The 25556-nt window shown below is 38.5% G+C and carries 22 protein-coding genes; all 22 read right to left on the bottom strand.

Annotated features, from left to right (window positions below):
• Positions 1–12: 12 nt before the first annotated feature.
• The 22 genes from PHO71_RS09670 to PHO71_RS09565 all read right to left on the bottom strand — a co-directional run bounded on the left by PHO71_RS09670 (position 13) and on the right by PHO71_RS09565 (position 25491).
• On the bottom strand, positions 13–1044 hold the full coding sequence (locus tag PHO71_RS09670; RefSeq protein WP_300202346.1) for a Fic family protein: 1032 nt from the start codon (positions 1042–1044) through the stop codon (positions 13–15).
• A gap of 38 nt (positions 1045–1082) precedes the next feature.
• A complete protein-coding gene (locus tag PHO71_RS09665) occupies positions 1083–2897 on the bottom strand; it encodes a DUF262 domain-containing protein (RefSeq protein WP_300202343.1) in 1815 nt (604 codons plus the stop codon).
• Positions 2898–2909: 12 nt separating this feature from the next.
• Positions 2910–5960: a DEAD/DEAH box helicase family protein gene (locus tag PHO71_RS09660; RefSeq protein WP_300202340.1), complete on the bottom strand. Its 3051-nt coding sequence runs from the start codon at positions 5958–5960 to the stop codon at positions 2910–2912.
• Between the two features lie 15 nt (positions 5961–5975).
• Positions 5976–7949, bottom strand: a complete 1974-nt coding sequence (locus tag PHO71_RS09655) for a site-specific DNA-methyltransferase (RefSeq protein ID WP_300202337.1) — start codon at positions 7947–7949, stop codon at positions 5976–5978.
• Positions 7950–7960: 11 nt separating this feature from the next.
• Complete coding sequence (locus PHO71_RS09650) at positions 7961–8575, bottom strand: hypothetical protein (RefSeq protein ID WP_300202334.1); 615 nt, start codon at positions 8573–8575, stop codon at positions 7961–7963.
• A 6-nt stretch (positions 8576–8581) separates the two neighbouring features.
• Entirely contained in the window at positions 8582–9283 is a 702-nt protein-coding gene (locus PHO71_RS09645) for a retron system putative HNH endonuclease (RefSeq protein WP_300202331.1), read from the bottom strand.
• Between the two features lie 12 nt (positions 9284–9295).
• On the bottom strand, positions 9296–10555 hold the full coding sequence (locus PHO71_RS09640; protein WP_300202328.1) for an AAA family ATPase: 1260 nt from the start codon (positions 10553–10555) through the stop codon (positions 9296–9298).
• Positions 10556–10575: 20 nt separating this feature from the next.
• Entirely contained in the window at positions 10576–11319 is a 744-nt protein-coding gene (locus PHO71_RS09635) for a DUF4391 domain-containing protein (RefSeq protein ID WP_300202325.1), read from the bottom strand.
• Positions 11316–14522: a helicase-related protein gene (locus tag PHO71_RS09630; protein ID WP_300202323.1), complete on the bottom strand. Its 3207-nt coding sequence runs from the start codon at positions 14520–14522 to the stop codon at positions 11316–11318. Before PHO71_RS09630 ends, PHO71_RS09635 begins: the two co-directional genes overlap by 4 nt.
• An 11-nt stretch (positions 14523–14533) precedes the next feature.
• Positions 14534–14737, bottom strand: coding sequence for a helix-turn-helix transcriptional regulator (locus PHO71_RS09625; protein ID WP_300202410.1), 204 nt, complete (start codon positions 14735–14737; stop codon positions 14534–14536).
• Between the two features lie 156 nt (positions 14738–14893).
• Positions 14894–15541, bottom strand: a complete 648-nt coding sequence (locus tag PHO71_RS09620) for a hypothetical protein (protein WP_300202320.1) — start codon at positions 15539–15541, stop codon at positions 14894–14896.
• Between the two features lie 363 nt (positions 15542–15904).
• The gene (locus tag PHO71_RS09615) at positions 15905–16981 is read right to left on the bottom strand and encodes an IS110 family transposase (protein WP_300202316.1); all 1077 of its coding nucleotides are present in this window, start codon (positions 16979–16981) and stop codon (positions 15905–15907) included.
• A 189-nt stretch (positions 16982–17170) separates the two neighbouring features.
• The gene (locus PHO71_RS09610) at positions 17171–18109 is read right to left on the bottom strand and encodes a relaxase/mobilization nuclease domain-containing protein (protein WP_300202311.1); all 939 of its coding nucleotides are present in this window, start codon (positions 18107–18109) and stop codon (positions 17171–17173) included.
• Complete coding sequence (locus tag PHO71_RS09605; RefSeq protein WP_300202308.1) at positions 18106–18453, bottom strand: MobC family plasmid mobilization relaxosome protein; 348 nt, start codon at positions 18451–18453, stop codon at positions 18106–18108. The genes PHO71_RS09610 and PHO71_RS09605 overlap by 4 nt, the downstream gene beginning before the upstream one ends.
• A gap of 100 nt (positions 18454–18553) precedes the next feature.
• Positions 18554–19609, bottom strand: coding sequence for a DUF6371 domain-containing protein (locus tag PHO71_RS09600; RefSeq protein WP_300202305.1), 1056 nt, complete (start codon positions 19607–19609; stop codon positions 18554–18556).
• A 76-nt stretch (positions 19610–19685) separates the two neighbouring features.
• Entirely contained in the window at positions 19686–21056 is a 1371-nt protein-coding gene (locus tag PHO71_RS09595; protein WP_300202303.1) for a DUF3987 domain-containing protein, read from the bottom strand.
• Positions 21057–21068: 12 nt separating this feature from the next.
• The gene (locus PHO71_RS09590; RefSeq protein ID WP_300202300.1) at positions 21069–21434 is read right to left on the bottom strand and encodes a helix-turn-helix domain-containing protein; all 366 of its coding nucleotides are present in this window, start codon (positions 21432–21434) and stop codon (positions 21069–21071) included.
• Positions 21435–21616: 182 nt separating this feature from the next.
• Positions 21617–22330 carry a hypothetical protein gene (locus PHO71_RS09585; RefSeq protein WP_300202298.1) on the bottom strand — a complete coding sequence of 238 codons (714 nt, stop codon included), beginning with the start codon at positions 22328–22330 and terminating at the stop codon, positions 21617–21619.
• A gap of 145 nt (positions 22331–22475) precedes the next feature.
• Complete coding sequence (locus tag PHO71_RS09580) at positions 22476–23741, bottom strand: type II toxin-antitoxin system HipA family toxin (protein ID WP_300202295.1); 1266 nt, start codon at positions 23739–23741, stop codon at positions 22476–22478.
• A gap of 3 nt (positions 23742–23744) precedes the next feature.
• Positions 23745–24065: a helix-turn-helix transcriptional regulator gene (locus PHO71_RS09575; RefSeq protein WP_300202292.1), complete on the bottom strand. Its 321-nt coding sequence runs from the start codon at positions 24063–24065 to the stop codon at positions 23745–23747.
• An 83-nt stretch (positions 24066–24148) separates the two neighbouring features.
• Complete coding sequence (locus tag PHO71_RS09570; protein ID WP_300202289.1) at positions 24149–25135, bottom strand: type II toxin-antitoxin system antitoxin SocA domain-containing protein; 987 nt, start codon at positions 25133–25135, stop codon at positions 24149–24151.
• Positions 25132–25491, bottom strand: coding sequence for a toxin (locus PHO71_RS09565; protein WP_300202286.1), 360 nt, complete (start codon positions 25489–25491; stop codon positions 25132–25134). Before PHO71_RS09565 ends, PHO71_RS09570 begins: the two co-directional genes overlap by 4 nt.
• Between the last annotated feature and the right edge of the window lie 65 nt (positions 25492–25556).

Here is a 25556-nt window from a genome sequence, read left to right as displayed (position 1 = left end):
GCTTTTGTTGCATTATGGTTGCTCTATTACCTCCCAATGTCCCGACTTGTTAGAACCAATACGCTTGATTAGCCTTTTTTCCTTTAGGGTTGCCATAATACGTTCCCCTTGTCGTAAGGAGACAGAAAGCGATTCGGCAACCTCTTTTGCGGTTGTCCGGTTGTTAATCCGGATAAGTTCTAATACACGTTGCTCGTTTATACCGACATTTGTACCGACATTTATACCGACATCGACACGAGGCTCTAAACCATCATCCTCTATTGATGCCCGATAATTAAGAATTGTTTGCTCCAAATTGCGTATATGTTCATCAAACATAAAGTTTCGAAATAGCTCTATATCATCATTTTCACGAGTTTCGATAAGAGCCTCTATATATTCGGCTTTACGGTCTTTGTTGATATTGGAAGGGATAATCCCGTACTCAAACTGCAATTGATTCATCAGCAATCGGCACATTCTACCGTTCCCATCAGCCCAGGGATGGATAGTTACCAAATGAAAATGGGAATCAAAGCTCAGCTTGTAGCATTCAATAACATTCGCCTTTGAAAGAGTCTTTCGTCTTTGATTGATACTTTCACAAAGTTCTGCCAGCTTTGTAGGCACCTTAGAATAATTCATATAAGAACGTCCTCCGGTGCCAGCCGTGACATTCAGTAAACGCAGATCTCCATTTGCTGACGAAAATTCGCCTAATGGAGTGTTGTATATAGTACCTGTATTCTTCAAAACAATAGAAGATAGTTTTTTGAGCATATCAACAGAAATATCGCTATGGTTCTTTGCAAAGACAATAGATTGTTCGTATGCCGCTTTCAAATCTAAGTTCATCAGTTGCTCAGTCATAGAGCGGCCTTTAGCACTGATACCCTCATCAAACAGCAGTTGATTCTCAATTTCAGTGACAGTTGAACCCTCAATAGCTGTTGAATGGGTAATAATAGAGTATAGATAGAACTTGTTATAATCTATCTGTTGGTCTATACCCAGCTCCTTGAATTGGGTTAATAAGGATAGTATTTTCTGCTCTTTAGTCATGAATCATTATTTTATATATGAACTACATATAGCCTTCTTTATAAACTATAATAGTACTCTTTAATCTTATGTGCCATTAACTTACGCCGTTCATTTAAAAAAACATCGTAATCAGAATTCCCCATTTCCACTATATCTCCTGGGATGCAATTTTGTTTCAGATTCTTATGAAGTATATCTAAGTCCGTAATGTTGCCATATATGAGTTGTTTGGTCTCACATTGCTCGAATGCTTTGCTGAAATAAATGTAGGGTGCATCATCAGATACCGCTTTATTAACTTGCGTATCAAGATAGGTGTAGTTTGCAATTTGATTGTATTTCGATTTATCCGTCCAGCCATTTCTAATCAAATACTTTTTAGGGAAAATGTGATGAACATCCCCAATAACAGTAATCAAGTCACTAACCTTACCTCCATTTGTAAATAGAGCATTATCTCCATTATAAATCTGCGCAGCTAGATAAGTATTAAAATATGGACTATTGATAGCTGATGTTTCTAGATTTTGAACTAATCCTACACTCCAAAAGGTCTCAGATAAATTAGCTGCTTCAACTTCCTCGAAGTATGCAACAAATCCTCTCTCTTTAATTCTGCGGATATCCGTATCCATAACACTCTCAGGAGAGGTGATATATCTGCTAGTTAAAGTAGTCATGACATACCATTTGGCAACATAGTGCTTAATTTTTCCGTTGTCGATATTAGGATCAGCATGGAGTAGGAGATAAAGCGTATAGGCGAAATCAAGTGTCATTTGTGAGTTTATCAGTTTACTACTGATAAATCCGGCTAACTTAATTGTTAATACAAAGTTCGAAAAGGCATACTCGTTCATAAAGTCCATAACCCCTTCTGTAAGCTTTTGGAATGAAGCTTCTGCAATTTCTTCTTTGTATTCACGCGTCTCAAAATCGCGTCCTCCTAACAAACTTACCAAGTCCTTCATTTTGGCACGATTGAATTTATACATGAAGGCTATTCGAAGAATATCATTATAATCAGGGTCGAATATATCTTCACGATCATCTTTCAGCCACTTTAATTTATTAGCAAACGGAGTCGCCATAAATTCTACATCTTTACCCATATCTCCATACCAATCCGGTTGGATAGCTAAATGCGAGAAATAGTCGATAGCTTTTCTTAGTACATTACCGCCATAGTTCGTATTGGCTGCAATCTTTGACATGGCAAAGTCTGCTTGGTTCAGTTTTGCCCCTTGGCTGTTGATGCGAATGAAAATCTCTGTAACTTCGTCAATGGTGAGCTCTCTGTTTAATGTAATTACACCTATTTGACGGTTCTTGATATCCATCAACTGCATGAGAATTTTATTCAGTTCGCTTCCTCTAATCTCAGTATTTACAGTACAATATTCATTTACGAACTGCCATAGATCAAAAGTCGGTTTAAAAACTTCTGCAATATCTGCAATCCAGCGTTTATCTCTCAAAATGGCATTATCTTGTACTTTGAATATTTCTTCTTCGTTTTCAGGATTAGCCAAAGGATTAAATGCTATTTTTATTCTTTTTTTCTCGAAGTTGGCATTGATAACTTCCATTCCCATAATGGCAGTCATCAGTGCAGTTACCCGTTGCTGTCCATCTATCATTATCTTTTTTCCCTCAGAAAGAGTGCCGTCTTTCAATTTCATATTAGGACTTTGAGAGATAATAAGGTATCCGGTTGGATAGCCTGTATATAATGAGTCTATCAAATCACGTACCTGTCTGGGTTTCCAAACAAAAGGACGTTGAATTTCAGGAATAGCGATTTCACCGGACTTGATAAAGTTCAGGACTTGCTCTAATGCGATATTGGATGCGTTATATTTTTCAGCCATAATATAGCTTATTTATATTTTACTCATTATTACATTGCTTAATGTATCAAAATTATCAGCAAGCTCCATTCGCACCCCAGTATCAATAGCTCTGAAGTGTTTTTTGCCGCATTCAATCTTCTTCATCTCCGTATCCTTTATCGCATCAGCAAGCAGTCCGCCTTTTGTCTCGACAACAAAGTATAGTTTCTGCTCGTTGTTATCTTCCCACACAAGTACCCAGTCTGGATTATATGGTCCGAGTGGTGTGTCAATCTTAAACCAAGATGGGAGCTTTGCATAAACCTTGACATTCTCCGAACTTTCCAATCGTTTTGCCATTTCACGCTCTACGATAGAGTCATATATAACATAGTCGTAGGGTGATTTATCACTCTCTAAAAGATTACTATTCAAGTAGCCTTGCAACTCCTTATTCTCGAACAGCTCCTGACACCACATATCGTTATCAATACGCTTATACCTTACGCCATCAACTAATAACAGACGCATCTCATTACGGATTATATCTATAACTGATTCAATGAATGCTTGAGGGTTTTTCTTAAATGCTTCCAAGCGTTCGCTCTTAATCAGAATATCTACGATAGATTGACGAGTAAGCCCCGTTTCATTTTGCAGGTAAGTAACAATATCAGGCAGAGAAGAGACTGTTTCGTCTATTATTCTCATTGATTCACGAGGTTTGTCTTCACCCTCTTGGACTCCCGCTTCTGTAATTGCCAATTTGACCTTGCGAGTAATAAACTTTCCTTTACCTATGGTAACTTCTGCCCATATCTTTTGAGCACATTGCTCAATTAACTTGTCTGACTTAACCTTTACAGAATAGGTAGTTTTGTACTTTATTCGTTCCCAGAGAGCTTTGAAATCCTCATTGAGAAGTATCTCTTTCTTAAACGTAACCGGGCGTACATCATCGCGATTTTTGATATTCATAAAATTACCTGCAATACGCTTGAGTACTTTTACTATTGGAGCTTTAATATAATTAAACTCTTCCGGTATATCCACACGATTATCTTTCAAGTCAAGTTTTAACTTATCTTGAACTTTGGCGGCAACCTCTTTACTCTTTTTATTTACAACTTCCTCTTTTACATAGCCTTTTTCAACAAAGTAGTCATAAAGACGATTAGATTTTTCTTCGTCGAGAAATATCGGTTTATCATTCGTGTTGTCCACAACGATACGAGCAAATGAGTGTTTGTATAATAGTCCAAAAACAATTCCGGTATCCTCTTCAATCTCTTTTTGAAGTAGTTTGGCAAATTCTTCATAGCTTTCATTTGCCATAACCGTAAGAGTATTGACCTCAAACCCTTTAACACGCTCTCCCTGTTGATTAACACAAATACGGAGTCCACGCCCAATTTCTTGACGTTTTTTCATCTCTTTGACAGTGTCATTGAGCGTACATATCTGAAATACATTCGGATTGTCCCATCCCTCACGCAGTGCAGAGTGTGTAAATATAAAGCGTAAAGGTGTATCGAAACTCAACAACTCCTCTTTCGCCTGCATAATAAGACGAAAAGCGTCATCATCTTTTGTTGTCTTACCAGATGTATCAACGTAACATTCAAATTTATCCTTTTTATTTGATGATTTACTCTGTTTATCCACAGAGAAATAACCATCATGCACGTCGGCAACATCAACATTTCTATCTCGCAAGTCATTGAATAGTGTATGATACTTCTGCTTGCGTATCAACTTAGCATATTCCTGCTCAAAAATTTGAGCGTACTTACCATTTTGACGGTTTCCCTCTGAGTCATATACACGGTAGTTTGCCACCTTGTCGAGAAAAAACAAACTAAGCACCTTAATCCCTTGAGGGTTAAGAATAAGCTCTTTGTCTAAGTGAGCTTCAATGGTCATTCGTATCTGCTCTCGCTTGATCGCTTCGTCATTCAGACTTCCTGATGGAGTACCTTGTTTAATCACCTTGTCATTACTCGTGAAGGATAGAAACCAACACTCCCCATCGTTCCAAATATCTTCTACGATGTAGCCTTCATATTGGTCACGTTTGGTTATATCGAATAGGTCGTCGCCTTGCTTTACCCACTTCTTTTTGCGGTCAACCTTGCCTTTGGTTTGACAATCCAGTTCAAGATAGGCTTTAATTCCAGATGTATTGTCGACTTTTATCAGGTCGATATACGCATCGTTTTGAAAACCTTCTACCGTAGCAGTTGCCACCTCTATCTGTTTCACCAGCTTCAACTCATAAGCATCAATAGAGTCGAGCTTGTACATCATATTATAGGGCGTGCGGTGTGTAGCGGAATAACGCAAACAACACAGTGGATTGAGAGCCGCAATCGCCTCTTTCGCCTTGTCTGTATTATCCACACTTTGCGGTTCGTCGATGATAACTATTGGATTTGTCTCTTTGATTAACTCAATAGGTTTATGCCCCAATGTATCGTTGTAACGATGGATAATGTTTGACTTGCTATTCTCATCGTCATTCTCAAAGCTCTTGCGAAACGAGTCAATATTGATAACCATTATCTGAATCGTATCGCCTGTTGCAAAAGAACGCACCTGCTCCAATTTGGCTGGGTCATATACAAAATAGTCATACACCACATTCTCATACTCACTTTTGAAGTGCTCTTTGGTTATTTGCAGCGACTTGTTCGTTCCCTCCTTAATAGGAATACTCGGTACTACTATTATAAACTTGGTAAATCCGTAGCGACGGTTGAGCTCAAATATCGTTTTCAGATAGACATAAGTTTTGCCAGTGCCAGTCTCCATCTCCACAGAGAAGTTCATGCCCTCTTTTTTGAAACTCTGAGCCGTGGATTGAGGCACGCCATTGCGAAGTTGGATACGCTGAATATTATCAAGCATATCCTCCTCAATTATTTTTATCGTATTACCGATACCAACATTGCCATATAAATGTCCTTGAGCACCTTTGGGCGTGCTAATCGAGAAATTTGTTTGAAAAATCTCTTCTCCCTCAAAGATGTCGCAGATACTGTTTACAGCATCGTCTTGATATTCGAGATGGCTCTCGAATTTTATCGTCATATTTTTCGCCATACTGTTTACTCCTTTTTATACCGATGAGACATTAATGATTCCGTGCTGTTTGAGTATCAGCATCGTGTTGGTTTTCATCTCGTCCGAACCATTGAAGCCTGAATCCTTAAACACCATACGGCATTTCACATTCTCATCTTCAGGTCGCACCTTGTTCCACAGTTTGCCGATACTTTCGGCAACGTCTGTTGTTATGTTGTCGGCAAGGCATACGATAAGCGAACCGGCTCCCATTTCATAGACGGTTTTGCCTGCTATGATGTGGCGGTTGATTTTTTCGGTTAGCTCTATTCCATATTTGATTAGAATCTCATAGAGCAAATCATCCTCTGTTCTATCTTCTTTGATATTGAAAAGCGAGTTATTCAATGCAGCCTCTAATTTTTCTGGGTTACTATCCCACGCATTTACGTTGGAGCTATCCAATTTGAATACCTTGAATCCTACATCTAATTTGGGAGTCTCCCCAGCAAAGAGTCCATCATTTTTAGCTTTCTGCTCTTCGAGAATCTTTTTACCTGCTCGGCGGATACGCTCTTTAGCTATTTCAGGTATTGTATAGAATTTTGCTTTTCTGGCTTCGCTATCTTCAGGTGTCTCTTCGGGTATTTGTACACAGATATATTTGCGTTTGCCTCCGTCTTCAGCATTCAATTCCATTACAGCATGGGCTGTTGTGGCTGAGCCGCTAAAGAAATCAAAAACAACATCATTTTCAGTTGTAGATAAAGCAAGACAACGTTTAATTAAGTCAACAGGTTTAGGAAATTCGAATTCACTATTGAAACCTAATGATTTTACCTGTACTGTTCCTGATTCAGTTAAAAATCCATTCTCATCCCAAATTGATTTTGGCTTAAATGTGGTTTTTCGGTATTTTTCATAAATATTAAATCCTCCTGTTGATTTATTTTTTGCAATCAAATTACTATTTAAAGTATTATTTGAAATATTGTTTGCAAATTTACTCTTACCCCACCTCCAACAGCTTTCTTTCCCTTCTGAATTTAATGGATAAACCTCAACATTAAATCCATTATTTTGTGACAAAGAAACAGGAAAAAAACCATCTTTATCTGCAATAGATGTATTTACATAAATAGGATAATATAAGCCTGGTCTATTGTGACGACCAAACTTAGGGTTGCGATTGCGTAATTCTCGTATATTGTAATTGCTTATGTTATCAACTAAATTTAGGTCGGAGTTATCTGATCCTTTTTCAAGCTCAAGCAATTCAGTTGCATCACTTTTGGTAATCACTAATAAATACTCATGAGTTTTTGATATCTGTTTATATGTTTGCCCCCTACTGTTTGCTCTAATAATTACGTTCATAAAGAAATTCTCTTCTCCAAATATTTCATCACATATTTTTTTGAGATTATCCACCTCATTATCATCAATAGAGATGAAAATAACCCCATCATCCGTAAGCAGGTTGCGAGCTAATTTCAGACGTGGATACATCATATTGAGCCAATTGGAGTGGTAGCGTCCATCACTATCACTTAGGGCTTTGGTCGACATACGCCTATCTTGTCCCGTCTGCTCCAAATAGTTGCTTAAATTATCGTTATAGTTATCTTTATAGACAAAATCCTTTCCTGTATTATATGGAGGGTCGATATAGATCATTTTCACCTGCTTGTGATAACTCTTTTGCAGCAGTTTCAACACTTCAAGATTATCCCCTTCGATATATAGATTTTCGGTTGTATCCCAATCAACACTCTCTTCGGGGCAAGGACGCAAGGTACCTGAGCTTCGCTTCTGAGCCTCACGACGTGCATTGGCTTTCCCTGCCCAATTGAGTCCAAAACGCTCCTCTGCCGTATCAGCATAACTGCCCAGCAAGTCATGCAGAGCCTCCAAATCGACTCGTCCCTCCTTTATCACTTCGGGAAAAATCTGCTTCAACAGCTCCAAGTTCTCATTCACAAGGTCTGCACTACGGCTCTCCGCCTGCGGCATCGTTATTTTTTCCATATATGGTGTTTTTATTTCAATTTTTCAACTTCATTTTTATAACAAGAGGAGATGAAAGCGGATATGCTTTTCAGAAATTCTGCCCATTGTGTAAATAGCTTGAACGTATAGTCAATATTGATCTCGTTAATTTCTTTGAACAATTTTAATGAATCTAAATCCTCATCTCCATGTATGGCATAGTTGCGGTACGATTTTATATAGCATTGAAGTTCTTCATTTTGAGCATATTGAATCAATTTTTTTTTGATAGTATCGTATTCTTCAAGTAACTCCTTATGATTTTGCACATAACTTCCCATTATCTTTATCCAATAGCTCTTTCTATCTCCATCTTTATGAAACCCTATTAACTTTTTAAGGCTTTCATTCATCTTGATATATATCTGTTCCGCTATGAATATCTCTTCCCATCGTTGGTCTGCAGCTGTATATTGCTTAACTAATACAAATGAGTCGGACATTGTCATACTAACAAACATATCAAATTGAAGTAACTTAATAGGATATTTGCCAGTATTATATAGCTTAATAATTTCGTTAATCTTACATCTGATAGCCTCAATATTTTCTATGCTTTTGGCGTGCAGATTTAAGCGAGTTGTTTCTGTCATCATCTTTACCATACTTCTTTATTGTTTTTTTTTCATGTAATACAACAATAGGTCTATATACCTTTGATAGCACTGTTCACTTTCAATGGTACTTATCCTTTGTTCAACCTGTTCTTTTGACATGGTTACCAAAATAGATAACAATGCGGTTATCTCTTTCTTTCTGTCATCTTTTAAATAATTACAATTCAAGTTTAAATTTTGTATCGTATAGACAGCATCCTTTTGCACAATCGGCAATACCGAATAGTTTATCTGATAATCCTCCCATTTGTCATATTCTCCATTTGGTATTATCTCTCCCAATACGTTGTACTTAAAACACTCCACACAATCTGACTTTTGTATAAAGCCCCAGATGATATCATCACCCTTGAACTCTCCACAATGCTTTTTTTCTTTTTCCTTCTTTTTAAGGCCTTGAGAGTCAATACAACAAGCATATATATTATAGTAATTCATTTGATGAGTGTCGTGACCATACTCCCCATTTTGAGGATCGAGATGTTCATTGTGACTTCCTCCGATTTTGCTTCCCTGATAATGAGTTAATTTTTGTTGGCAATAACAACAAATATGGTGTTGCTCTTCCCTTAACAGGTCATTCAACTCCCTCTTCTTATCAAACTCATCATAAACTAATTTCTGCTTGGCACTTTCCCTTTTTTGTTTCCATGTTGTCATACAAGCAGGCTCAGCGGTCTTTTCTATATATCTCATTTCGTGTGTCTTTTAGAAAAAACTCAGCATCATATTTGCTCGTTGTAACTCTGTATGATTTTCGCCCAATTTATACTCCAAATCTCGTCTTAGAGTTAAAGCTTCATCAGACTTTCCTTGTCCACATTCTATCATTAGAAAGTATTTTTTTAAGCTATCTTTCAAGTCTTTATCCATCTCCTCGGTTCCCATCTCATTTAAAATAAAGTTCGCATCACGACCATACTGCAATGGAAAATCAAACACTTGACCTTCTTTGATACTAAATATTCGACCTTCAGTTAATGAGCCAATAACCAATGGCGCATGAGTTGAAACTATAAACTGAATCTTGGGGAATGTCCGTCTCAAATCACCAATAACCCGTTTTTGCCATTCTGGGTGTAAGTGCAGATCTATTTCATCAATAAGCACTACTCCAGAAGTCTCTCTGGCTGCATCCTCTCTTAAATGAGGATTCAATAAGTAACAGCGGAATGCTATTTCCATAACCATTGCAAACATAGAACGAACTCCATCAGAAAGGACATGAAAAGGAAGACGCTCGTGAGTATCACTCATCGTCATTATTAGTTCCTGCTGTTTTATATCAAATTTCACATCTTCACAGTTATTAATACAACTCTTTACCGCTTCAGCCACAGCAGCCAGCATTGGCGACTGAGTACCATTTTGCAAGTCAGAGAGAGTTTCGGTGTTCCATAGATCCAAAAAGAATTTGATATTCGTCAACGGATCTAAAGCGTGATAATAACCTCTTAGTCTGCTCCCATCAGGCTCTACGCCGACATCTCGTTTTTCTTTTTTAAACCTTTCGGTCGAATAATAGGCGATTAAAGGAATTGTTGTCTCAGTTTCTACATTTCGTATACGCCTCTGCATTTCCGAAGATGCTTCTTTCATCTCCTTTGCATTAATATGTTTTGTGTTTCCACCTTTAGTCTCAAGTGAACGTTCCCATGAGAGCGTGCGAAACAATGAAGTAGTTACATCAAATTCATCAATATCACCAACAGTATTAATAAACACAGGAAACTGCTGTTCCAAATTCTGCAACCTAACATCATCTTGCGAGATTGTAGGGCTCGATATTTTATCTTTATACTTATCTACACTGAGAAATAGTGAGCCTATGGCAATTCTCAATGCCTCCAAAATTGCCGTTTTACCTGTTCCATTTATACCCACTATAAGATTGAACTTATCGTGAAGTTCTAACCCAATATCTTCAAAACAGCGATAGTTTCGAAGTCTGATATTGTTTATTCTCATATTCTCATTTTTTTTGTTTTCTATTTCAATTTTTCTTTTATCCTTTTTTCTTCAAATTGCAGTGTTTTGAGCTTCGAGCTAAGTTTTAGTTGTGCATTAAACTGCGTTTCTGCTTTTATCTTTGCACTGACCTTTTTTTGCTCTTCACGGTTATCTGCTAATTCTTTGAGTACCGCTCTAAATTGCTCTACTTTATAAGCATTGGCTTCTATAAATACTTCTGCTTCGTCCGAAACAGTCAGCATTATCAACCTACCACACAACTCATCAAACATATCTTTAAGCGTGGGGCATTGTAACTTGGTTATATCAAGTGAATGTAACCAACTTCTCGCAATAATATCTCTGTCATCTATTGCAAAGAAACGAGTTATCTGTTGCTCCTCCATGACTCGTTTACTCCTGTCTGCTTGATTGATACGCTTCACACACCAATTTATACTATACTGATTGTCGTGGGACAGTATCAAAAACATAGGTACAGGAAAAGCACGTTGTATCATTGTTGCGATAGCCGATGCCTTTGATAGGCTCTTTATCCTCACCTCGGACACAATTATTTGGTCGTAGAGATATTCATCGTCACTATATGAAGGCAATCCAATTGTACGTGTTTGAAGCAGACCTTTCATTGCAATACTCTCAACATCTTCACGCAACATACGCTTCTCTGCAGCAGACAAAGGAGCCTTATCAGCAAATAACTTTTTGCTGATAGGCGTATTTATCAACGCTATTGTTGGTATGTTTAGATAATCTATCATCCTCGTTTTATTACTACAAATGCGACAATCTCAAAATCACTTTGCGAGGTTGCTCCCTCAGAGTTGAGCGAAATCAATTCACTAGAAAAGAAAGATGCAGCACCCACCTCTTGTGACTTGCCAATAACACTTTCGATGGCTGATTGGAAAGATGAAGAGTAGCGACTCATATTCGTATAGTTTTTTGTCTCTTTCTTCATACTTTGAGCCAAATGGGTCAGCACCTCCATTTTCCCGTGGCATAGCTTTTTTAAGTAATCTAAACAACGTTTTCCCTGAGTATAACCTAAAATAGTGGAACCGTCCTCGCCCGTATAGACTAAATAGTAAGGGGCAAGTAAACTCTTCCCTTTTTGTTGGGCAGAACTTCGCATACAGAAAACTGTTCCCGGCAATATCTCTTCATCCGTTGTTTCGACTACCGTATGAATCCCTTTAGGTGTCGTTTTTAACTCGGCAAGATGTTCTTTCTCGTATTCAAGAATATCCATTCTGAAGTCGTTCATATTGGTATCTGTTATCGTGATACCACCTTGAATATCCTCTAAATCCAAAACCGTATTTTGTATCTGCTCCAATTGCTTGCGACGATACTCCAAGTCTGTCATCTCGTCGTTTTCATTCATCTCTATAAGGTTTTCCTCGCCAGTAGCCGAAATATCAAGGAGTACCATTTTACCCTTCACTCGACTTTCAAGGTTGATGTATTCATTTAGCTCCATATTGGGCCAAAAATTCACCAACTGTATTTTATCATTTTTAGAACCAAGTCGGTCTATACGTCCGAAACGTTGAATGATACGCACCGGATTCCAATGTATATCGTAATTCACTAAATAATCACAGTCTTGAAGGTTCTGCCCCTCAGAGATACAGTCAGTAGCGATTAATATATCAATTTCGCCTTTTGCCGTAGGAAACGTCTTATGGCGTTCTTTTGAAAGAGGTGAGAAATGCGTTATCAACTCATTCATATCCTTGGTACTCGCCGAAGGAAAGTTGGTTTTATTAGTTCCGGTTCCCTTTATTAGTGTTGAGTATAATCCATAATTTGATAATGCCCACGCTGAAACTTCATGATAGAGATATGTTGCTGTATCTGCAAAAGCTGTAAAAATAATAACCTTTTTATTGTTGTTATTGATAGGGTTAGCAATCTTTTCAGCAATAATCTGCTTCAATCGTTCCAATTTTTCGTCCCGTATGGCAGATATGGTTGCTGCACTATCCAATAACTTCGTGAGTGTATCTCGATCATATTCTAATGCTTGCTTCCATTTGACAAGGTTGATGTCCTGCAAAAGCACCTTTACCTTGTTGCCAATCAGTGCTTCATTATCATCGTCTTCAATGTCAATATCTTCAATAGCGACAGACTCATCAGTAAGTTCAGCAGCATTTTCTATCTTTAGCAAATTGTTGTTCACCTGCTCCAAAAGTGCTTGTATGCTTAAGTAAAATGAGTTTATTGAACTCTCCATCCTCTTGAGGTAATTTACACGCATCAAGTGAATCAAACTCGCTTCACGGTCAACTTGCTTAAACACACTTCCCGAACTCAACTGATAGTCATACTTAGCTTCATATTCAGCCACCTTGTCATCTCTCAAATAGGACATAGGAGAAAAATTCGCCAAATTCATTTTGCGAATAGCATTGTTAATCTCTCGCAACGATGGAAATAAACGCTGACTATCTATATCCGTTTTTTCATTCTTAGGAGTTAATCGTGTTGGAAATTTCCCTACATCTGATGAATTATAGTATTTTACAATATGCTTGCGAGAACGGGCGATGGTAAGCATATCAAGCAACTTAAAGTAACGGTTGTCTAATTTATCAAACAGCGTATTTATATGTCTCTCGGAGCTTTTTGTCCAGTCGGTAAACTGCTTCTGTGCCAGTTTCATTACATTGGTGATATTGTCGATACCCTCATCAATATAGGCTAAATCATTTCCTTCAGTAATAAATGAAATTTGATTTTTCAGGTCGTTCATTCTATTATTTACAGGCGTAGCAGAAAGCATTAAGAGCTTTGTTTTAACTCCTTTTTTTATTACTTCATTCATCATCCTTGCATAGCGAGTCATCTCGCCCTTTGCCGGGTTGTTGTTTCTGAAATTGTGAGACTCATCAATAACCACAAGGTCATAATTTGACCAAATGAATGTAGCTAAATTTTCGTCTCCAGATTTTCCTCGTGTTCTTGTTAGATCAGTATGATTTAGAACTTTGTACCCAAATCTGTCATTGATAAAAATGTTTCGTCTATCATTCTGTGTGTAAACTGTCCAGTTCTCTCGGAGTTTCTTAGGGCACAAGACAAGCACTCTATCACCTCTTAACTCGTAATACTTGATAACAGCCAATGCTTCAAAGGTTTTACCAAGTCCCACACTGTCGGCAATAATACACCCACCAAACTTCTCTATTTTTTCAATAGCTCCAATAACTCCATCTTTTTGAAATTTGTATAGCTTATTCCATACTTCTTTTTCTTTAAAACCTGTTTTAGTTTTGATTATTTTATCTCCAGCAAGCTCCACAATCGAGTAGTGAAATAGGTGGTGAAGAATATAATAATACACGTCATTGGGAGTGTAATCTTTGAACCCTTTTTGTAATTCGTTCAGTATTTCGGCTGTAATGTCTATTGTTTGATTCTTGTTTCCCCAAGTTTGATTATAAAAAACACGTAGTTGTTCTATAGCCTCTTTCTCATCTTGAACAATATGACATTGGCTATTGGCAGAACTTGAATAACCAATATTATCAGCTGAAAAATCAGATATACCACTATTCACAACACAGTCACTTCCCGAAATATTCCTAATGAAGAGCAATTTAAAACCCAATGCACTTGGCACTGATAATTTCTTTATACAACCGACATGGCTTACTATTTTCGAACACTCCTCTGCAACCTGCCTTAAAAGCAGTTGTCGCTTGAGCTCTTTTTCGTCATCTGTTCCCCATATATTTGATTCTGTTGTTATCGAAAGTCCTTCCGGTAACTGTGTTATAGGATTAGATAAAATTAGAATATTGAACTCTTTGATATTAGCTAGTTTCTCACGAAGAGAATAGAGTGCATAAACAGTAAAGAGCCCTGTGCTTAATGATACTATTGCATCAGGTTCAATACGATTTTTAATCTCGTTACATAATGTTCGTCCCTGTTTATTATCTATTATCTTCATAAATACCAATACTATGATTTTGTCTTGTTGAATAATTTCCTTACGTCAATGTTCAATAGTTCCGCAATGCGAGTGAAGGTTTCCACTGATGGTTGGGCATGATTATTACACCAACGTGACACTGTTGCAGTATCCTTACCTAAATTTTCAGCCAACCATTTGCCAGTTTTCTTCTGCTCGATTAATACCGATTTTAATCTATTGATTTCTTTCATCATTGGTTGATTATATTGACTTAAATTGCAAATTTAATAAATACCATTGATACATTACTATAAAATTAAACTTTATTTCATAGTAATTATATGTCTTCGTAGTCAGGCACTAAGAAAGATGGAGATGTTTTCTCCATCTTTCTTGCTGTATTTAATCTACTTCTTTTGTTTAAGATTCTCAGCTTCTTTGCGGAGCTGTTCGGCTTGTGCCTCTTTAAGTCGGGCTTGTTCGAGGTCACGGGCACGCTGTTCTACACGTTGTTCGTGCTCTTCTACCATCTTACGGATAGAACGTTGTTTCTGTTTGTCGGGATCGTATTCGAAAATAGTTTCGAGTTTTAGCAGGTTTTCGGGAGTGATTTCACCAAAGGCTTTGATGTAGCGGAACTTAATATCGTTACCCGTCAAACGGCTGTTTGCTGAGAACTGATAGGCGTTGTAGCTCATTGAGGCGAGCAGCGCTACACCAAGCAAAATCAATGCAATGACTACCTTCGACGATTTTAACTCTATGGAATGAAGATACTTCTGAACGGGTAGGGGCTTATCCTGCTGTTGTTCTAACTTCTGGTTAAACTCATGTAATTGTTCTTGCTGTTTCTGGAACCCTTCTTTGATAAGTTCGTTAGTCTGAGCCATATGGTTTTCTAATTCAGATAGATCCACCTGTGGTATAATTGGTAGGGCAGGTTGGTCGGATTTGACATTAACCAAAGATTCAATCAATTTCGAAAGGTTGCTAAACTGCTCCGAGATTAACTTTTTCAAGTCCTCGAACATAGAAATGATAATTTTTATATCCATAATTTTTTCTATGTTGTATTCCTAATAATTGAATACCTTTTTATTTGTTATTAACTTTATAAATCAATCACTTACGTTTTTTGAAATCAGATAAAGAAACAATCCCCATCCGGATTGCGACTCAAGCCACAATCTCTGAACCATCTCAGAGTTTTACTCCTTATATGGTTTAGAGTTAAATAAAAGCCCTATTAGACAAACTTCTATAAGTTGTGCCACAATGTATGTAGCCAACAATTTACTTCTTCAGAATAATAGGTAGGACGCAACAGTCTTGTTTGAGATGCAACCTTTACGGTTCATCATAAATTATGCAGGAGTCGTCCCAGTTGAAATTTGCCTGAAGGGCTTTTATATTTTCTCTCAGTAACATCTGTCATGCTCATACTTTTTTCCACTTTTGAGTACAATCAGTATTCTGTTCGCTAATTTTCGGGTTATGCGGATTATCGCTTCCTGTGGTAACATACGCTTGCAATACTCACCGTAAGCAGCAGCTAATGCCCTGTCCTGCCGTATGGCTACCCATGCACTTTCCACCAATAACGGACCGAGCCGTTTATTTCCCCGGAATGTCATCTGACCGTGACTTGTCTTTTCACCACTGCTATGGCTTGTAGGTACCAGCCCTAGATAGGAGGCGAACTGTTTTTCATTATGAAAGCGGTTTATGTCACCAATCTCTGTCAAAAGACACATGCCTGTAATCATACCAATACCGGGAATCGAGACTATATTCTCGTATGCTCTGCCATAGCGTTCGTTACGTGACAATGTACGGATCAGTCGGGTAGTCTCAAGCAGGTTCTTGCGAAACAACTCCACCTGTCTTAGCAATAGATCCAGTGAATTACGGCTCTCAGATAATAGTTGTACATCTTCATGTAACCAATTAAGAAAGCGTTTAGACCAATGAGACCTGGAGTTTTGAAAACATTCAGGATAACTAACTCCATTATTATAAATCAGGTGCTTGACTCGAGACTTGTAACCGGAAAGTTGACGTTTCAATGTGATACGAAAACGCATAACGTTACGGTCATCCAGCATCTCTTTCTTGGGTATATAAATACCTCTGAGAAAACCTGATTTCAAAGCCTTTGCTATTTTGGTCGAGTCAATGGCATCAGTTTTCATTACCGATTCGTACTGACCGGTAGGAATATCTGCAGCATGAACCGGAAGGCATTCTATACCACAATCCCATAATGAATAATAAGTGGAAAAACCACTGAAACCAGCTTCATAAGCTGACAAATAATTACCGTTGGGATAATGTTTCTTCAAATGTTCAAAGAGCGCTTGGGCTGAAGATGGCTGACTGTGCTTTTTCAAACAGCCGGATTCGGTGATGATACTCACATGCCAGGTCTTCAAATGAACGTCAATACCAATATAGATATTTTGACCTTCAAAATTTAATGCTTTACTTTGTACCATAGGTGTAATAGTTTTAATTACTGAATCTTGAATCTTGTCAATTGCAAATTTAGTAATTCAATTATTACGCCTATTTTCTTTATCTAAAAATCATCGGTCGGGGAGCGCCCAGCGGCAAGGGGCGGGACCACCCGTCCCGACGAGCGAAGATTGTCAACGTTTACAAACATAGTAACTTGTTTTAAATTGTTATCTTCTTATTCCTTTTTTCTTTTTCTTCCGTTGCATTTGGCGACGGAAAGCTTCTTCTTCGGGATCGTAAGCAGGACTAGGTGTGAGTATCCCATCAAATAATCCACCTATGCCACTTAGCAAACTATCAGAATCTGGAGAGGTAAATCCCTGTTGAGAATTCTGTGATGGTGGCTGGATGTTTGTCTCTTGCTTCTGATCTGCATGAACATTTCGTTGTAATGCAAAGTCTATCTTTGAAAAGCTGAACTGTTGGTCTACCTTTGAGCCGTTGAAGTGGTAGCCGTTCTTGCTGAACTTAATGCCTTGCGGTTCATTAGTTCCGCTCTTCATCTTAAATTCAACAGTGATGCCTTCACTATTCAATCGTTCCAATAATTCTCGCCAGCTTCTACATTGAGGAACAGTTGTTTTCAGAGCGTTGTAAATCTCATACTTGGTTTTATCAGGTTCTTTTAGGCGATGATGTTTTACTTGCTCTTTGCCACTTGCGAAGTATAATCCATACTTGGCGGTTAGCTCTTTGCATATCTTTTCACTACGGAAACGGTCGTTCTGGTCGGAGATGGTGTGTCCGTTGTTATCCACACGATTAAAGGCTATATGTAGGTGTGGATGCTCTTTATCGTGATGTCTGCCAATGATGTACTGTGTGCTTACTATACCCATGCGGTTCATATAGTCGTGTGCAATCTGTATCATCACTTCATCGGTTATTTTGGCTCGGTCTTGTGCTGAGAAGTCCAACGAGATGTGGCCCACAGGCTTGCTCACTCGTGGGTTTAGCTCTCGTTGAGCCTCGAAGCTCTGAACAATAGAGTTCAAGTTTTTTAGGCGTACACCATCGGAATCCAACAAATTAGTCTGTTTCGCCGGGTCGAGAATGTATTTTACTACACCGCCAAAAGCTGTTCCTTTTACTATTTTTGCCATCATTGTTGTATCTGGTCTAACAGGTGATCAATCTTGTCGGCTAAGTACAGGTATTCCATTCGAGCATCCGGATAACCTGCGGCATTTGCCTTGTGTGCAATCTGATTCAGGTTGTTTGCCATGCCTGACAGTTTGCGAATATGTTCCATCCATTCGGGCGAAAGTCGTTGTCGTATTTCAGCCTTTAGAATTACAACTCTGATAAAATCGCATGGTGAAACTCCTGCTTCCGATGCGCGGGTTTTGAGTGTGTAATACTCCTCGGTATTCATCTTTAGGTTCACCCGATAGGTGCGTTTTTCTATCAATGATTTGGTGGGTCTTCCACCTTTATTATATACTTTCATACGTTCAATATTATTGATTAATTTGTAGACCAACGGGATTAAGACAAGGTTTTGGGACGCCCAAAACATAAACTTGCTATCTCAAAATCTACGATTTTACTTAAAGCCTGAATCCTTTTCTCTTTGCGGTGGAAATAGGTCGTACAGGTTCTTCGATGAGCTTTAAATCTAACTCTTTTATTAGCAAATTGAGAGCCGGATTCTTTGCAATCATGGCTTGTAAAATAGCTTGCGGTTGCTTCATCTCCAATAGAAAATCAGCAATGTCAAATCCATTTTTCCGCTGTTCAGAAGTAGCATTCTTTTCTAAATAATCGAAAAGTTTAGCCGTAATTCCCATTCGTTGCATTGTGGCAATTCGGGCCGACCAGTCATCGGTGGCTCCCAAGTCAGGAAAGAGCACAACGTTTCTGCCTTTGAGTACACTGAGATTCTCCTCACGGAAACAGCCATTTTTGCCACCCGAAGCGATCCATAAATATTGTGGCAGGTAGGAACTGGCGATAAGAGCACTCTTCTCACTTTCTACAATGGCCACGGACTTTGTACTCTCTTTAGGCAATAGATGCTCTCCAAAGAAACATTGTTTCAGATTAAAGCCATCCTTATAAAGAATGGAATGTACCCACGTAATATGATTGTGAGGTTCTTTAATACGCCTGCCCGTAGTTGAGTTATAGAGCATGATTTTGCCAGTACGCACTTTGCCATATGCATCTGTCTGCCAAAATACCGTTGAACCCTGCCAATGGTTGGCTGTTCCTACTTGATAAAGCTTCATTAGTCGCAATGATTCATCCTCACCAAACTGAGTAGATAGGAATTGGAACAGTTTATTTTCTTTGTAATGACTCATTGACCGTTCTACTAGAGTGTCATCTATATAGCTTGTTGGTGATGGAGGTGGAGCCGGGCGGAACAAACGTTCACGCACTTGTGACTGTTCACATTGTTCAGGATTCTGTTCAAAGTATGTTTTGGGTGTAAGGTGGTAACCACATTTCTGTTCACGGTTACACCGTCCGACGTATTCCGGAAAGGAGATTGTTCCTTCCGTATCAACATATCGGGAAAAACATCTTTTGTGCTTGCACTCCGGACAGGTGTGTCGGGAGGCAATGCTTTTGTATGGTTCTAATATAAATCTGTGTGTCATTGATTCTTTTTTTAGTGCATTTTCAACATTTTCTGCATTTTGGTTTCTCAAAATGTGGATAGTGTGGATAATGCGGTTATACTTTTTTGTATTCTCCATGCCGATCTTTCTGAAAAAGGTTTCCTGTGTGTTTACTCAGGAACTCTTTGAACGCCCGTTCTTTCATCCCTTGACTGGCTGCTATCTCTATGCCTTGTGCAGTGCTGAAGAGTTCGGGGAGTTGAAATAGAACGGATTGTTGTTGAACAGTAAGAGCCGTTTCATTCATTAGATTTTGCACTCTGGTAGCGGTTTGTTTGAAATATTCCGTTAGCAGAATCGCTCGTTGAACGGTTTCTGTGTCTACCTGATCTTTTCCGCACTCCCCACAAAGCCAACGGGTTATCTGTATCACCAAGCAAAAGCGAATGATATAGATTTCCAGTTTACAATATATTCCTAAAAGCATTTCATTGCTAAGATTATCGCACAGGTCCGCGTGGTTATGCTGCCATTTATACAATAGCCTGCGAGCCTCGTCGCTGAAGGTTACGATTGAAGGCTGAATTTCATTGTTTTCATCAAATGAGCACTCAATGTTGATAAGCCCATTTAGTAGTGTATGCCATTGGGATTCCAAATCGGGAGAAATATCTTTCTCATTCCATCGAGCTTTTTGCTGAATGGCAGGCATGATGAACAGGATACGGTCAATAAATCCGTTGCTTGAACGGTCGCCATGAGCTAAATCGCTTAGAATCTTTTTCTGGATGGTGCCGATCACCGGAATGAATGGACGGGTGATGAAAACGGAACTTTTAGCATTCTTTCTATCGGAAATAACAGTCTTGGCACTGAATACCGACAGCCAGAACTGTTCTTCCGAACCATTATTATAACGGTTGAAATTTTTAAACCATGCCGAAAGTTCATCCGACCAGAGGCAAAGTCCACGTTTATTCTGTGCATGGATATAACTTAATCCTTCGGGTGTAATGTCCGAAACCAGAAAGCGTTTGCGGATTGGTTCTTGTGGAAACTCCTCCGCACCGGCATCTTGACGCTCTTTTTTACTCATAGATATATCTTGCTCATATTTAGCATACAGTTTTCCAAATTCCAGATTTTGCTGATAATCGAAGTTGATAAAGGGCTTCATGGCAAAGCTGAGGGGATGGCTTTTGTTTGCACCCGGTCGGCCGACTAATGCTACAAACAAAATAGCACTCTCCACCCAACCTTGTTTCATTTGGACAAGGTGGGTATTGCCTATTCCTGCTGCAATGGCAGTCAGGATAGAGGCGGCCGTATAATCAATAGGATAACTTTGACACTCATACACCTCATGTATAATTTGCTGAATCTTTGATGGAAATATCTCAACCGGAAATTCTGCGCCTGCAAAAGACATATTCATTCCCATTGCTTGATTGATAATTCCTTCGGGAGTTATTGATTTCTCTTCCATAACTCTGACGGATTAAAGGTTAAAGCCTGATTTCGGTTTGCGACGTACTCCGTTTTGCATCGAAGCCAGCATCTGGTCATAGTTCTGTTCTGAAGTATTCTTCCGACCGTTTTCTATCCATGCCAGTAATTCATCCTCATAAAAATAGAGCTGTTTCCCTTTTTTATAAGAAGGTAGCAATCCTTTACGCACAAGGGCATAGACGGTAGGTTTGGCTTTTTGGATAATACGGCAAGCATCGTCAATGCCTACTAATTGGTGTTTCTCAGATTGTGGTGGTTGAAGCTCCGATACCAATTGTTTTAACTCTGCGACCTGTTCGGTCAGATAAGTTATCGCCTGCGGTAACTTATCAAAGGTGATTTCTTGTTTACACATAAATTCTTGATTTTAATAATTCATGTGCAAAGAAAACTGGTGATTTTATGGTGAAATTAGCCACCAAGATATAACTGGTTAATAACTTATCAATGGTGATTATTGCTATATACCAATAGGTTACGGCATAAAAAAAGCGACCACGCCAAAGTGATCGCTTGATATAGACTAAAAAATATAATTTATAACTCCTCTTTGATTTTAATAATGCAAGTACCTTCGACTCTGAGTTTTCGCTTGATGGTGGAAATTACGCTATCGTGTAGTTCTTTGGCGAAAACGTGCTTGATGAAAGTTGCCGTTTCAATACCAGACTTCTTAAATTGGTTACCGATATTCCAGCCAAAGTGCATCAGGTCGATGGATTTTAGTTTGGCATCAATGGCCACAGGGTTACTTAACTGTTCGCATTCCTGTTCTGTAGCGGATTGAAAAAAGCGGATATGCTCGTAAAGTTGTTGCAACTCGCTTTCGGTCATATACAATGCCATCTCTTTCCCTGTATAGGAGAGAACCTTTTCCAAAGTTTGTGCCTGCTCCTGCGCAAATTTATGTTGTGCAGTTTGTTTATATTCTCCGTAGTTAAGCACAGCAGGCTCCTTCTGTTCTTGTGGAGCTTCCACAAGCGGTTCTACTATAATTTCAGGCTCTAATTGTGGGTGTTTCTTTCTAAAAATTCGCTCTACAATAGGCAAAAGACAATCATTCAATATGGATTGGAAACTAAAATAGAAGCCACCAAGCAAAAGGCAAGTTACGAAAAAGACCATAAGAGCCGAGAACTCGTCCATTTTGAGCTCTGTTACTGCAAACATGCGAACTAATACAGCAATACTCAATATTGATGCACATAGGAAAGAATATATAATAATGTAGTCGGTTTTCTTAGCTGTCATATTAATCAATAGTTATCATTTGTGCGCAAATATATAGTAATAACTATTTGACTCCAAATTGTTTGTGCAATTGTCCGCATTTGGCGTTGATATGGCTGCGTTTGTCTTCTCTATAAGGCAAATGACTATCTATTTTGCCAAAGAATTAGATGTATTCTTTAATCCGACTATTAAAGGTATTCCCGAGTAATTCCATTTCGCTGTTCGCTATTCCTAATCTAGTTGCCAATGCTTTCCAGTCTTTAACGGCTATTGTCACCTCTGAGATGATTTTTGTGGCTACGTCTCGAGGTAACATATAGTCTTCACAAGCATCTGATAGAATTGCTAAGTCTGCTCTGCTGGAAGAGTTGGAAATAAGTAGACTCTGATATTCATTCAGTGTTGGATTCATGTCGTAAGCAGGAGATAGAGTCCAACCTTTAGATGTGAGCAGAAAACCGTGATTGCGGAAGTGATCATCGGAATTACCGATGCAAATGTTAAAAGCTACACGACGGTATAGTTCTTGGAGGTTCTTGTTTACCTCTGTGCAATTTTGAAGTATGAAGTCTACCATATCTAAGTAGCCGTTTCCAGTACTTGCGTTGGCACCGTCCGAGAGTCCGAGTAATGTCATGGCAGAGGCAAAATGTATTCGCTTGCCGTCATCGGTTCTATCAAAACGACGTGATAAGAGTGTGTGGTACTTGTCGCTTGTGGAGATTACTTGTGTAGATGCTGCATTGATTCCTGCTTTCTTGGCTAATAGATGGCAGAAGTGTTCCCAAAGCCCTGCATTGTAATCATCTTTACGAGAGGGAAACTTGGCGACATACAATACTTTATCAGTATCAACTACGCTGGCTTTCGGCCTAGCTCCACCTAATGAAGAACCGGGTTGCACTAATTGAGTGAGCCACTTCTTATCAGGTAGTTTGTTTTCCTCTTCGCTTTTTTCGATCTCCCCGGTGGCATGAATCAACTCACGGATACTGGTTAATGGTGGGATGCGCAGCGTATTGCCGGAGTTGATAAAATCGCCATCGGGTGTTTCTTTAAATCGAAATCCTCCCATGCGAGATGAATCATCAATTCCCAGTAGATAATCAAATGAGGATAAGCGACGGATAGGACGTTTCTTTTCGGTAGCCAAGATTTGCTCTCTACGATTGAGCAGCGTACGTCCCCAACGGTCGGGCAATGCATCGGAGAAACAGCCGAAAATATCTTTCTCAGGTTGTGTGTATTGCAGTCCTTTGTAGTTATTCAGGTCTGCACTAATAAATAGGTTGCCATATCGCTTCAGCCATTCATCATTGAATTTGAAAGCATAGCTATCTGAGCCACGAAGCGATTCATAACTTAGTTCTCCGATAAGTTTAATATCTTTCAGCCAATCAAAGTCGGCATATACTAATAGCTTTTTCATTGTTTATTCCTTTTTAGATGCGCGCTCACGACTCTTTAGGGTCAAATCTTGCAGTGATTTTCCCAATTTGTCCTCTTTGGCAATCCAGAGAATATCTTCATCCAGTTGCAGAGCGTAAAGCACACGAAGATAGATACCTATGGCAACGGTAGGCACACCCTTTTCGATGCGTGATACCGTGAGAGGTGAGCAGGTAGCTCGTTCAGCCACTTGTGCCACACTCAAATTACGGCGTAAGCGTGCTAATTTGATCTGCTCACCTACAATCTCCATTTTCTGCTGTAATTTGCGAGGTAATTTAGTCCCCATTGTATTCTTTGCCATAGTTGTAACATATCATATAATATGCAAATATAATGCTATTTGTTTATTATATGATATGTTGATGAGAAATATTTCCATTATCTCTAATCGAATGCGCGGAGTGTGAATGCTTCTTTATAGTCAATCATCAGATTGGTGGTATTATATTTTTCCCAAGCATCTTCTTTATGACTCAATTCTGAAATATCTGATGCGGAAATATCTTTAAATTTTTCCCATACAGTATCTAGAATACTTTGTTCTTCAGTAGAGAAACAAGAGAAATCGGGTGATAGGGTAGAACATAGCTTGGTTCCGCAATTGCCGGAGTTAAATTCTACTATTTCCGGATAAACATCATCCATCAAACTATATACTCTGTCCCATCTTACAGGTACCGGTCCGAATTGAATCGCTCTATAAGCTAAACCGCTGATTCCACGCCCATAGGTCTTATAAGATAGAAAATCCGTATAGAATAATAGTTTGTTCATTTTGGTATTGAACGTATCACCACATTTTTCTATAAAATAGAGTATGATGTTTTTCAATTTACTGTATGACTGAGCAGCATAGCCATTGTAAGCTCCCCTTGAGTATGAATCGAAAATAAGTGCTTCTTTGATATGTGACTTCTCATGCTCCATTACTTTTTTAAGCTTAGAGAGAATCTTTTCAAATTCTTTGGCTTCAAATTGGTTCTTTGCATTTTCTACAAATACCTTGAATATAGACGGTTCTTTTATTGAGCTGAGTATTTTGCCATTTGCTTCACTGGGTATATCTCCATTTTCGTATAGCCGATACTGGTTATCCCCAAATCCTAATATTTCTGACATCTTAGATGCCGAAAGCTCATACATCTGTCGGATACGCTTAATCTCATCGGGAAATGGGATTCCATATTTGATACGATATTGATTATATACCTGTGAGAGATTGATTTCGTCAATCTCTGTGGTGGTAAATCTTTCTTTGGTGTCTTCACATAGATAGTACAAATAGATGTACTTAAATTTTTCTCTGCGAAACACCAACTCTGCATTTTCTTGGTGGAGGACAACTTTCCCTCCTGTAAAAGGACTCTTCATTGTATTTCTCCTTTAAATGGGTATTTCATTTTATATTCAGATATATGAAACGAAATACATATTGTTTGACTATTTTTCTGACCTAATGAAATCTTGATATATACCTCTTGTCCCTTTACGTCTTTACCAAACACCCACATATCTCCCATGTGGTTTAATGTATCAACAATAGGGCCTTGGCAATAGTCTTCAGTTTTGATTTCTTTTATAACAGTTTCTCTATATTTAGGTGTTATTTCTAAGTCTGCCAGTGCTTGAGCATTCTTTCCTCTATCATCTCTAAAAATGATGCTGAATACTTTAAGCTTCTGTTGGAACTGCTTAAGGAACACTTCTACATCTTCTTTTGTTACCATTTATTTCCTGTTTTGCAAAGTTAATAATTAAGTTGATATTTGTTTTATAAATAGCAATATTTCAA

The organism is Bacteroides sp. (genome assembly GCF_028690125.1).
Taxonomy (GTDB): Bacteria; Bacteroidota; Bacteroidia; order Bacteroidales; family Bacteroidaceae; genus Bacteroides.
Note: the sequence above shows the minus strand (reverse complement) of the source record. Positions and strands in the feature narration are given on the sequence as shown.

Coding starts and splice junctions, on each gene's coding strand:
- PHO71_RS09670 (WP_300202346.1), bottom strand. CDS start 1,044: ATGACTAAAGAGCAGAAAATACTATCCTTATTAACCCAATTCAAGGAG.
- PHO71_RS09665 (WP_300202343.1), bottom strand. CDS start 2,897: ATGGCTGAAAAATATAACGCATCCAATATCGCATTAGAGCAAGTCCTG.
- PHO71_RS09660 (WP_300202340.1), bottom strand. CDS start 5,960: ATGGCGAAAAATATGACGATAAAATTCGAGAGCCATCTCGAATATCAA.
- PHO71_RS09655 (WP_300202337.1), bottom strand. CDS start 7,949: ATGGAAAAAATAACGATGCCGCAGGCGGAGAGCCGTAGTGCAGACCTT.
- PHO71_RS09650 (WP_300202334.1), bottom strand. CDS start 8,575: ATGGTAAAGATGATGACAGAAACAACTCGCTTAAATCTGCACGCCAAA.
- PHO71_RS09645 (WP_300202331.1), bottom strand. CDS start 9,283: ATGAGATATATAGAAAAGACCGCTGAGCCTGCTTGTATGACAACATGG.
- PHO71_RS09640 (WP_300202328.1), bottom strand. CDS start 10,555: ATGAGAATAAACAATATCAGACTTCGAAACTATCGCTGTTTTGAAGAT.
- PHO71_RS09635 (WP_300202325.1), bottom strand. CDS start 11,319: ATGATAGATTATCTAAACATACCAACAATAGCGTTGATAAATACGCCT.
- PHO71_RS09630 (WP_300202323.1), bottom strand. CDS start 14,522: ATGAAGATAATAGATAATAAACAGGGACGAACATTATGTAACGAGATT.
- PHO71_RS09625 (WP_300202410.1), bottom strand. CDS start 14,737: ATGAAAGAAATCAATAGATTAAAATCGGTATTAATCGAGCAGAAGAAA.
- PHO71_RS09620 (WP_300202320.1), bottom strand. CDS start 15,541: ATGGATATAAAAATTATCATTTCTATGTTCGAGGACTTGAAAAAGTTA.
- PHO71_RS09615 (WP_300202316.1), bottom strand. CDS start 16,981: ATGGTACAAAGTAAAGCATTAAATTTTGAAGGTCAAAATATCTATATT.
- PHO71_RS09610 (WP_300202311.1), bottom strand. CDS start 18,109: ATGATGGCAAAAATAGTAAAAGGAACAGCTTTTGGCGGTGTAGTAAAA.
- PHO71_RS09605 (WP_300202308.1), bottom strand. CDS start 18,453: ATGAAAGTATATAATAAAGGTGGAAGACCCACCAAATCATTGATAGAA.
- PHO71_RS09600 (WP_300202305.1), bottom strand. CDS start 19,609: ATGACACACAGATTTATATTAGAACCATACAAAAGCATTGCCTCCCGA.
- PHO71_RS09595 (WP_300202303.1), bottom strand. CDS start 21,056: ATGGAAGAGAAATCAATAACTCCCGAAGGAATTATCAATCAAGCAATG.
- PHO71_RS09590 (WP_300202300.1), bottom strand. CDS start 21,434: ATGTGTAAACAAGAAATCACCTTTGATAAGTTACCGCAGGCGATAACT.
- PHO71_RS09585 (WP_300202298.1), bottom strand. CDS start 22,330: ATGACAGCTAAGAAAACCGACTACATTATTATATATTCTTTCCTATGT.
- PHO71_RS09580 (WP_300202295.1), bottom strand. CDS start 23,741: ATGAAAAAGCTATTAGTATATGCCGACTTTGATTGGCTGAAAGATATT.
- PHO71_RS09575 (WP_300202292.1), bottom strand. CDS start 24,065: ATGGCAAAGAATACAATGGGGACTAAATTACCTCGCAAATTACAGCAG.
- PHO71_RS09570 (WP_300202289.1), bottom strand. CDS start 25,135: ATGAAGAGTCCTTTTACAGGAGGGAAAGTTGTCCTCCACCAAGAAAAT.
- PHO71_RS09565 (WP_300202286.1), bottom strand. CDS start 25,491: ATGGTAACAAAAGAAGATGTAGAAGTGTTCCTTAAGCAGTTCCAACAG.